Source organism: Streptomyces longispororuber (assembly GCF_024448165.1).
Lineage (GTDB): Bacteria > Actinomycetota > Actinomycetes > Streptomycetales > Streptomycetaceae > Streptomyces > Streptomyces longispororuber_A.
In genome coordinates this window covers 1-9,604 of record NZ_JAMOLN010000299.1, presented here as the reverse complement: position 1 = coordinate 9,604, position 9,604 = coordinate 1, and the positions used below count along the sequence as shown (strand labels likewise).

The window sequence follows — 9,604 nt, the reverse complement described above, 5'->3', positions numbered from 1 at the left end:
GCGGAGCCGCTCATGACGCAGCCCCGCGCCCCTGGAAGGCACACTCCGTGCGCCTCCAGTGGGTGCGGGGAACTGTGCGACCCGTCTCACACCCCGGGCAAGTGGTCCAGGCGGCGCAGAATGACGCCTTCTCGTAGTGCCCACGGGCAGATCTCGACCGATTCGACGCCGAAGAGGTCCATCGCCCCCTCCGCCACCAGCGCCCCGGCCAGCAGCTGGCCGGCCCTGCCCTCCGAGACCCCGGGGAGCTCGGACCGCTCCGCCTCCGTCATCGCGGCCAGCTGCGGGACCCAGTCCTCCAGCGACTTGCGCTTCAACTCCCGCTGGACGTAGAGCCCTTCGGCCGATCTCGCCGCCCCGGCCAGCCGCGCCAGCTGCTTGAACGTCTTCGACGTGGCGACCACGTGGTCCGGCGCCCCGAACCGGCTGAACTCCCCCACCGTCCGGGCGATCTGCGCCCGCACGTGCCGCCGCAGCGCCTTCACGTCCGCCGGGTCCGCCGGGTCCCCGGGCAGCCAGCCGGCGGTCAGCCGGCCCGCGCCCAGCGGCAGCGACGCCGCCGCGTCGGGCTCCTCGTCGATCCCGTACGCGATCTCCAGCGATCCGCCGCCGATGTCGAGCACGAGCAGCCGTCCCGCGGACCAGCCGAACCAGCGCCGGGCGGCCAGGAACGTGAGCCGGGCCTCCTCGGCCCCACTGAGCACCCGCAGCTCGACGCCGGTCTCGTCCTTCACGCGCGCGAGCACCTCGTCGGCGTTGCTCGCCTCGCGAACCGCGGACGTGGCGAACGGCAGCAGGTCCTCGACGCCCTTGTCCTCCGCGGCCTCCAGGGCGCCCCGGATCGTGTCGACGAGCCGCTCCACCCCGTCGGGCCCGATCGCCCCGCGCTCGTCGAGGAGTTGGGCAAGGCGAAGATCCGCCTTGTGCGAGTGCGCGGGCAGCGGGCGGGCGCCGGGGTGCGCGTCCACCACGAGCAGATGAACCGTATTCGAACCCACGTCGAGGACACCGAGTCTCATATACGGAACGCTACTGCGCGTACGGGCGTTGCCGTCCGGCAAGGTCGGTACGGACTCCGTGACGCGCTTACTCTGGAACCGTGCCAAAGACGAAAAAGGCCAAGGCCGACAAGAGCGACAAGAAGGCCAAGTCGGCAAAGCAGAAGCAGAAGCAGGCCCCGACGACAGCAGGGTCCCAGGGGAGCCCGGACGAGAAGTCCATCGACTTCCCGCGGGCCTGGGTCGAGTTCCCGGATCCGGCGGACGACGAGCAGGTCTTCCGCTGCGATCTGACATGGCTGACCTCTCGTTGGACGTGCATCTTCGGCAGCGGCTGCCAGGGCATCCAGGCGGGGCGCGCGGACGACGGCTGCTGCACGCTGGGCGCGCACTTCTCGGACGAGGACGACGAGAAGCGCGTCGCCGGGTACGTGGCACGCCTCACCCCCGACATCTGGCAGCACCACGACGTGGGCACGGAGACTGGCTGGGTGTCCAAGGACGAGGACGGCGAGCGCCAGACCCGTCCGTACAACGGCTCGTGCATCTTCCAGAACCGCCCGGGGTTCAAGGGCGGCGCGGGCTGCTCGCTGCACATCCTGGCGATCAAGGAGGGCCGCGAGCCGCTGGAGACCAAGCCGGACGTCTGCTGGCAGCTGCCGATCCGGCGCACCTACGAGTGGATCGACCGGCCCGACGACACCCGGGTGCTCCAGGTCTCGATCGGCGAGTACGACCGCCGGGGCTGGGGTCCCGGCGGCCATGACCTGCACTGGTGGTGCACGTCGGCGACCTCGGCGCACGGCGCGGGCGACCCGGTGTACGTCTCGTACCGCCCCGAGCTGACGGAGCTGATGGGCAAGGCCGGCTACGACAAGCTGGTCGAGCTGTGCGAGGAGCGCCTCGCGGTCCTGCCCAAGGGGCTGCCGCTCGTCGCTCCCCACCCGGCGGACCCGGCGGCCCCGGCGTAACACCGCGTACTCGGCGGGCTCAGGGGGACTGCGTCGGCGACGTCGAGTCCCCCGGGCCCGACGGGTCGGTCGGCGCGGGCGAGGAGTCGGTGGGGGTGGGGTCCGGTTCGGACGGTGACGGGTCGCTCGGTGTGGGGTCCGGGTCCGAGGGCGTCGGATCACTGGGGGTCGGGTCCGGATCGGACGGCGTCGGATCGTTCGGCGTCGGGTCCGGGTCGGGACCGCCGGTCCCGGGGCCGGGACCCGGTGCCCCCGTGCCGGAGCTCCCGTAGCCCTCGATGGAGATGACGGCCCCGGACGGATCGATCCCGACGCGCGCGCTCCAGTGCCCCTCCGGCTCCCGGAGGTGGTCGACGTAGACCCGGACGGTGACCGACTCGCCGGGCCGCAGCGTGCCCGACGCCTGGCTCAGGTACAGCCAGGACGCCCGGGTGTACGCGGACCAGTGCACGGCCGAACTGCCGGACGCGGTCAGCGTGATGAGCGTCGTGTCGCCGCTGGGCTGGGCCTCGACGGTGAGCCGGCCGGGGCCCGTGCCCGCGCGCGTGGGGGGCGAGATGACCTCCACGGAGACGTCGGGCGAGCGGCTGCCGTTGGTGAAGCGGGGGTCGGGGGTGGTGCGCGCGTTGCCCGCGTTCTCGTACGCGTCCCCGGTCCGCTCTCCGCCCAGCTCGTCGGCCTCGCCCAGCTCACTGGCGCTCACCGAACGCCCGTCGGTGCCCTCGCCGGTCTGCGGCGCTCCCCGGTAGGCGGCCCACAGGGCGAGGACGGGCGCGGCCACCACGGTGGCGACGACGGTCGTCGTGACGGCTCGCGCGCGCAGCCGGTCGCGCCGGGCGGCCCGGTCCTTCGGGTCCATCGGGAAGCCGCGCCGGTCGAAGCGCGGGGCGCCCGGGTGCGGGGCGTGCATCGCCTGGTGCAGGGCCGCGCGGGGCGCCTCCACGAGGGGCAGCGCGGCGGGGGTCACGGAGGTGCCGGGCCAGCTGCCGGGGGCGGCGCGCTCGGCGGTGCGGCGGCAGCGCGGGCAGTCGTCGACGTGCCGGACGAGCTCGCGGCGCAGGGCGGCGGACAGCAGCAGCTGGTTGTCCCCGGTGAGGCGGGCGACGCTGGGGCAGGTGCCGGTCTCGACGACGGCGAGCGCGGCCCGGGTCCGCTCGACCTCGCAGGCGGCGGCGGAGAGCAGCTCGCGGGTGACGCCGGGGTCGGTGCCGAGGGCGGCGGCGACCTCGCGCGGGGAGAGCTGGTGGCGCACGGCCAGTTCGAGGGCCTCGCGCTGCTCCGGGGTCGTGCCGGCGGCCTCCGGCCAGGCGAGCTGGGCGAGTTGGCGGCGGCGCTCCTCCTGGCGGAGCGCGTCCGGGGCCGGGTCCGGCTGCTGCTCGGCCGGCGGCCGCCGGTCGGTCCGGCCCGTGGCGTGGCTGCCCTGCCGCCTGCGCTTGGCCTCCGCGAGGCGGCGCAGGCAGGACCAGCGGGCCAGCGCGTACAGCCAGGCCCTGCGGTCGGCGTCGGACCCGGCGGACGGGGCGCGGCCGCCGCGCCGCTCGGCGAGCGCGAGGGCGTCCCCGAGGGCGCCGATCGCCTCGTCGTGGTCGCACAGGACGGAGAGACAGTACGTGAACAGGCCGTCCAGATACGGCTCGTAACGGACGGGCGGGCGCTGGGGAACAGCGCGCGGCACCGGCCGCCTCGCCCCGGCGCGGTGCGCCCGGTGTGCGCCGGTGGTGTGCGTGGGGGGTTCCGGCCTGCTGCTCATCACCCGTGCGACCGTAGGGGGCGGGTGGAGTCCCTTCCGCCCCCTTGAGCACATTTAATCCTTACGGGTGAAACGATCCCTCAAAAGGGGACAGGAACCGCGTATTCCGTGGCCAGTGCGGCTACGCGGGGCAACCGACAGCGGCACATGGCAGGGGCGATGGCCGTCGGACAGCGGTCGTCGGCCGCGTTGTCAGTGGGGCCCGCTACGGTTCCCTCCATGGCTGCCCGTACCAAATCCGCGAAGGACCGTCCGTCGTACCGCTGCACCGAGTGCGGCTGGCAGACGGCCAAGTGGCTGGGCCGCTGCGCCGAGTGCCAGGCGTGGGGGACGATCGAGGAGTACGGCGCGCCCGCGGTGCGCACCACCGCGCCCGGCCGCGTCACGACGTCCGCCGTGCCCATCGGCGAGGTGGACGGCAGACAGGCCACGGCCCGCTCCACCGGGGTGCCCGAGCTGGACCGGGTGCTCGGCGGCGGTCTGGTCCCCGGCGCGGTGGTGCTGCTCGCGGGCGAGCCCGGCGTCGGCAAGTCCACGCTGCTGCTCGACGTCGCGGCCAAGTCGGCGAGCGCGGAGCACAAGACCCTCTACGTGACGGGTGAGGAGTCGGCCTCCCAGGTGCGGCTGCGCGCCGACCGCATCAAGGCGATCGACGACCACCTGTACCTGGCGGCGGAGACCGATCTCTCCGCGGTCCTCGGCCACTTGGACGCGGTGAAGCCGTCGCTGCTGATCATGGACTCCGTGCAGACGGTGGCCTCGCCCGAGATCGACGGGGCGCCCGGCGGCATGGCGCAGGTGCGCGAGGTGGCCGGGGCGTTGATCCGCGCCTCCAAGGAGCGCGGCATGTCCACCCTGCTCGTCGGCCACGTCACGAAGGAGGGCGCGATCGCCGGCCCGCGCCTCCTGGAGCACCTGGTCGACGTGGTGCTGAACTTCGAGGGCGACCGGCACGCGCGGCTGCGCCTGGTCCGCGGCGTCAAGAACAGGTACGGGACGACGGACGAGGTCGGCTGCTTCGAGCTGCACGACGAGGGCATCACGGGCCTCGCCGACCCCAGCGGCCTCTTCCTGACCCGGCGCGCCGAGCCGGTCCCCGGCACCTGTCTGACCGTCACCCTGGAGGGCCGCCGCCCCCTGGTCGCCGAGGTCCAGGCCCTCACGGTCGACTCCCAGATCCCCTCCCCCCGGCGCACCACCTCCGGCCTGGAGACGTCCCGCGTCTCGATGATGCTGGCCGTGCTGGAGCAGCGCGGCCGGATCAGCGCCCTGGGCAAGCGGGACATCTACTCCGCGACGGTCGGCGGCGTGAAGCTCTCCGAGCCCGCGGCCGACCTGGCCATCGCGCTCGCGCTCGCCTCCGCCGCGAGCGACACCCCGCTGCCCAAGAACCTGGTGGCGATCGGAGAAGTGGGCCTTGCGGGCGAGGTCAGGCGGGTCACGGGCGTGCAGCGCCGGCTGGCCGAGGCGCACCGGCTCGGGTTCACGCACGCCCTCGTACCGGCCGATCCCGGCAAGGTCCCGCCCGGTATGAAGGTCCTGGAAGTCGCCGATATAGGGGACGCGCTGCGGGTGCTGCCGAAGAGCCGTCGCCGAGAGGCCCCACGGGAGACGGAGGAGCGCCGGTAGACTTTGCCCTGGTCTCGCCCGTGCGTACGAACGTGACGAACTCCAGGGCACCCCACAGTCTGCGATCCGGAGGAGTGCAGTGGCAGCCAACGACCGGGCGTCAGCTCCCGGCAAGTCCGGCGGGAGCTCCAGCGTGGACGGTCTGATGCGCGCCGCGCTGAGCGCGGTCGCGCCCGGCACCGGCCTCCGCGACGGCCTGGAGCGCATCCTCCGTGGCAACACCGGCGGGCTCATCGTCCTCGGCTCCGACAAGACGGTCGAGACGATGTGCACCGGTGGCTTCATCCTCGACGTCGAGTTCACGGCCACGCGCCTGCGCGAGCTGTGCAAGCTCGACGGCGGCATCGTCGTCTCCTCGAACCTCGACAAGATCCTGCGGGCCGGTGTGCAGCTGGTCCCGGATCCGACGATCCCGACCGAGGAGACCGGTACCCGGCACCGCACGGCGGACCGCGTCAGCAAGCAGGTCGGCTTCCCGGTCGTCTCGGTCTCGCAGTCGATGCGGCTGATCGCCCTGTACGTGGACGGACAGCGCCGCGTCCTGGAGGACTCGGCGGCGATCCTGTCCCGGGCGAACCAGGCGCTGGCGACCCTGGAGCGCTACAAGCTGCGGCTCGACGAGGTCGCGGGCACGCTGTCCGCCCTGGAGATCGAGGACCTGGTCACCGTTCGGGACGTCACGGCGGTCGCCCAGCGCCTGGAGATGGTGCGCCGCATCGCCACCGAGATCGCCGAGTACGTCGTCGAGTTGGGCACGGACGGCCGGCTGCTCGCCCTGCAGCTCGACGAGCTGATCGCGGGCGTCGAGCCCGAGCGCGAGCTCGTCGTGCGGGACTACGTGCCCGAGCCGACGGCCAAGCGCTCCCGCACGGTGGACGAGGCACTGACCGAGCTGGACGCGCTGCACCACGGCGAGCTGCTCGAACTGCCCATCGTGGCGCGGGCGTTGGGGTACACGGGCTCGCCCGAGGCGCTGGACTCGGCGGTGTCGCCGCGCGGCTTCCGGCTGCTGGCGAAGGTGCCGCGGCTGCCGGGGGCGATCATCGACCGTCTCGTCGAGCACTTCGGCGGGCTGCAGAAGCTGCTCGCCGCCAGCGTGGACGACCTGCAGACGGTCGACGGGGTCGGCGAGGCCCGGGCGCGCAGCGTCCGCGAGGGCCTGTCCCGGCTGGCCGAGTCGTCGATCCTCGAACGCTACGTGTAGCCGCCTGGCCGTCTAGCCGCGCAGCCCGGACCGAACCGTCCGGGACCACGTGGTCGGCTCAGTCGGCCTTCAGCACGAACGACGCCTGCGCCCCGGCCAGTTGGGCCGCCTTCACCTCGACCAGGTACGTGCCGGTCCCGGCCGCTCCCGCGGCGGGCGTCGCGCACTGCGGGGCGCTCGGCCGGCGGTCCCAGGTCAGCGTGTGCGTGACCTTGCCGCCCGCCGGCACGCGCAGCAGCAGGCTGCCGGAGCCCGCCGGGCAGTCCTCGGACGACCAGAACTTCTTGTCGCCGTCCGCCTTGGTGATCGTCACGACGGCGCTCTTCGGGCCCAGATCGACCTTGCAGGACTTGTCCGTCGAGTTCTTGGCGATCAGTTCGAGCTTCGGCTTCTCGCCGGGGGTGTACGCGTTGTGGACGCTGCGCACGGACAGGGCGACGCCGCCCGCCGTGCAGTCGGGCAGGCTGGAGCCGGCCGGGACCTGGTCGCCCGCGGACGAACCGCCGCCACCGCCGTCGCCCGCGTCACCGCCCGCCGAGTCGTCCGACCCGCCGGAGCCACCGGAGCCGTCGCCCGACCCGTCGCCCGAGCCGTCACCGGAACCGGAACCGGAGCCGCTCGACTCGTCCCGCCCGCCCGGGTGTTGGCTGATCGCGGGGCCGGTGCCCGAAGGCCCGGGCGTGATCGACTCCGTCGGGTGCTTGCCGTTGGACCCGTCGGCGCCGTTGTTCCCGCCCCCGCCACCCAGGTTGACGACCCAGAGGACCAGCAACGCGAGCAGCGCGAACACGGACAGCAGAACGGCCCTCCGTCGCCAGTAGATGGAGGAGGGAAGCGGCCCGATCGGATTGCGCAGAGATCCCACGGCTCAAACCTTACGAGAGATCGGGCCGTTGTCCGGCGCCCACCCGCCGCCTCGTCCCGCAAGTTTTCCGGATCATCATCACGCGGGGCCTTCCGCGGGCGCTCCGGGACCCCTGTCGATCGTCAGGTGAGGTGCGCGACCATCGCAGGATGTGACGCGGCCCGGTCATTGCGTACTGTCCGTGACCATGGGAACCATCGACTCCGATCTCTATCGCGACATCACCGAATTCGCCCACGACACTCCTTCGTGGTTTCAGCATCTGATGGAGGTGTGGACGGAACTGGGTCTGCTGTTGTTCGCCGTGCTGTTCGTCGTCGCCTGGTGGCGGGCGCGGCGCGGCGATCCGCGGGCCCTCGCCGTCGCGGTGCTCGCACCGCTGGCGACCGCGGTGGCGTACGTGTGCAGCGAGTTGATCAAGTCGGGGATCGACGAGGAACGGCCGTGCCGGGCGGTCGCCGGGGCGCTGCCCTCCCTGGTCGACTGTCCCGTCTACGGGGACTGGTCGTTCCCGTCCAACCACGCCACCATCGCCGCCGCCGCGGCCGTGGGCCTGGCGCTCGCCTGGCCGAAGGTCGGGTGGCTGACGGTGCCGATGGCGATCCTCATGGCGTTCTCCCGGGTCTTCGTGGGCGTGCACTACCCGCACGACGTCGCGGCGGGCCTGCTGCTCGGCACCCTGGTCGCGCTGCTCGTCGTCCGGCTGCTGACCCGGCCGGGGGCGCGGGTGACCGAGGCGATGCGGGGGTCGGGGAACGGGCTGGTGCGGTGGTTCGCGGGCCCCGGTCCGGCCGGCGGCGGTTACGCCTCCGTCCACGCCCAGGGGCAGCAGCCGCGGCACGCCGCGCACCGCCGCTGAACCGGCGGGGGTGACAGGGTTGCTGACGTGACGTCATCTGTCTTTACGTCAGCAGCCCCTACGACAGCAGTCCCTACGACAGCTGCGCCTATGCCACCTGTCCCTACGTCAGCAGTCCCGCCTCGTACGCCACGATGGCCGCCTGGACGCGGTTCCTGACCTCCAGGCGGTCCAGGACCGCGCTGACGTACGCCTTCACCGTGCCCTCCACGAGGTGCAGGCGCTCGGCGATCTCCGGGTTCGACAGGCCCGCGCCGACCAGGCCGAGCACCTCGCGCTCGCGCGGCGTGAGCGCCGCGACGCGCTGCCGGGCGGCGGCCTCGCGGGTCAGGCGGCCGCCGCCGAGGCCGTCGATGACGTGCCGGGCGACCTTCGGCGACAGGAACGCGGCGCCGTCCGCCACCGCCCGTACGCCCGCCATCAGTTCGTGCGGGTCGCCGGACTTGAGCAGGAAGCCGGTCGCGCCGCCGCCGAGGGCGCGGGCCACGTACGCGTCCTCGGAGAACGTGGTCAGCATCGCCACCGCCGTGCCGGGCACCGTCGCCGTGATCTCCTCCGCCGCCGCGAGGCCGTCCAGGCGGGGCATGCGGATGTCGAGGAGCACCACGTCCGGGCGGTGGGCCTGGGCGAGGCGGACGGCCTCCCGGCCGTCGGCGGCCTCCGCGACCACGTCGAAGTCGCCGCCCGCGGCGAGGATCGCGCTCACCCCGGCCCTGATCATCGCCTCGTCGTCGGCGAGCAGGACACGGATCCTTCCTGCGGTCAGCGGGCCCATTCGCGCTCCTCTTCCTGTACCTGGTCGGCGGTGCCCGCCCTGGGGATCACCGTCTTGTCGATGAGGGTGTGCGCGGCGTCGTCGTCGAAGCAGAGTCTGAAGTGCTCGACGGGCACGAAGAGTTCACCGCTCGCCCGGTAGTAGCGGCAGTCCGCGGGCGCCGGCGGCGGGGTGGGCGCGCGCTCGACGGGCGGGTCGGTGATGGTGCGGCCGGGCAGCCGGGGCTCCACCTCGGCCAGTGGCGTCCCGAGGCGCAGCTGGGCGAACACCCGCGGGGTGAGGACGGCGTGGGTCTTCGTGTACGCGTACCAGGTGAACGCCCCGCCGATCAGGACGGTTCCCGCGACCGCGGCCGCCCCGAAGGCCAGGCCCACCCGGCGTCTGGCGGTGCGCCGGGCGTGCACGAACCCGGCGTCGGCGGGGCCGCCCGCCGGGGTGCCGGGCACGAGGCCGGGCGCGGGCAGCCGGGCGCTCACCCGGAAGCCGCCCTCGTGCGGGCCCGCGTCGAAGGCCCCGCCGAGCGCCGTGATCCGGTGGCGCAGGCCGAGCAGCC

Annotated in this window: 8 protein-coding genes and 1 pseudogene; 4 read left to right on the top strand and 5 right to left on the bottom strand. The window is 73.5% G+C overall.

The window, feature by feature from the left end:
- Positions 1–86: 86 nt before the first annotated feature.
- Entirely contained in the window at positions 87–1,019 is a 933-nt protein-coding gene (locus M4J07_RS44345) for a Ppx/GppA phosphatase family protein (protein ID WP_255982371.1), read from the bottom strand.
- A gap of 80 nt (positions 1,020–1,099) precedes the next feature.
- Here M4J07_RS44345 and M4J07_RS44340 point away from each other — a divergent pair, with 80 nt between their 5' ends.
- Complete coding sequence (locus M4J07_RS44340; protein WP_255982369.1) at positions 1,100–1,969, top strand: hypothetical protein; 870 nt, start codon at positions 1,100–1,102, stop codon at positions 1,967–1,969.
- A 19-nt stretch (positions 1,970–1,988) separates the two neighbouring features.
- Here the strand turns inward: M4J07_RS44340 and M4J07_RS44335 are convergent, their stop codons facing one another.
- Positions 1,989–3,722: a BACON domain-containing protein gene (locus tag M4J07_RS44335; RefSeq protein ID WP_445276314.1), complete on the bottom strand. Its 1,734-nt coding sequence runs from the start codon at positions 3,720–3,722 to the stop codon at positions 1,989–1,991.
- 216 nt (positions 3,723–3,938) lie between these two features.
- Between M4J07_RS44335 and radA the strand changes: the two genes are divergently transcribed.
- Together radA and disA are read left to right on the top strand one after the other, a co-directional pair.
- A complete protein-coding gene (radA, locus tag M4J07_RS44330; protein WP_255982365.1) occupies positions 3,939–5,348 on the top strand; it encodes a DNA repair protein RadA in 1,410 nt (469 codons plus the stop codon).
- A 79-nt stretch (positions 5,349–5,427) separates the two neighbouring features.
- Positions 5,428–6,552 (top strand): DNA integrity scanning diadenylate cyclase DisA, encoded by a 1,125-nt coding sequence (disA, locus tag M4J07_RS44325; RefSeq protein ID WP_255982362.1) that lies wholly within the window; start codon positions 5,428–5,430, stop codon positions 6,550–6,552.
- 58 nt (positions 6,553–6,610) lie between these two features.
- Here disA and M4J07_RS44320 read toward each other — a convergent pair whose 3' ends face one another.
- Positions 6,611–7,417, bottom strand: coding sequence for a hypothetical protein (locus M4J07_RS44320; protein WP_255982360.1), 807 nt, complete (start codon positions 7,415–7,417; stop codon positions 6,611–6,613).
- A 187-nt stretch (positions 7,418–7,604) separates the two neighbouring features.
- Here M4J07_RS44320 and M4J07_RS44315 point away from each other — a divergent pair, with 187 nt between their 5' ends.
- Entirely contained in the window at positions 7,605–8,276 is a 672-nt protein-coding gene (locus tag M4J07_RS44315; protein ID WP_255982358.1) for a phosphatase PAP2 family protein, read from the top strand.
- 103 nt (positions 8,277–8,379) lie between these two features.
- On the opposite strand, the gene M4J07_RS44310 is transcribed toward M4J07_RS44315, so the two are convergent.
- Complete coding sequence (locus M4J07_RS44310; protein WP_255982356.1) at positions 8,380–9,051, bottom strand: response regulator; 672 nt, start codon at positions 9,049–9,051, stop codon at positions 8,380–8,382.
- Positions 9,039–9,604, bottom strand: a pseudogene (locus M4J07_RS44305) (sensor histidine kinase); the annotation flags it as partial. The pseudogene M4J07_RS44305 and the gene M4J07_RS44310, both read right to left, overlap by 13 nt.

Excerpts from the sequence above, each read along its gene's own strand:
- M4J07_RS44345 (WP_255982371.1), bottom strand. The coding sequence starts at position 1,019 with ATGAGACTCGGTGTCCTCGACGTGGGTTCGAATACGGTTCATCTGCTC.
- M4J07_RS44315 (WP_255982358.1), top strand. The coding sequence starts at position 7,605 with ATGGGAACCATCGACTCCGATCTCTATCGCGACATCACCGAATTCGCC.
- radA (WP_255982365.1), top strand. The coding sequence starts at position 3,939 with ATGGCTGCCCGTACCAAATCCGCGAAGGACCGTCCGTCGTACCGCTGC.
- M4J07_RS44310 (WP_255982356.1), bottom strand. The coding sequence starts at position 9,051 with ATGGGCCCGCTGACCGCAGGAAGGATCCGTGTCCTGCTCGCCGACGAC.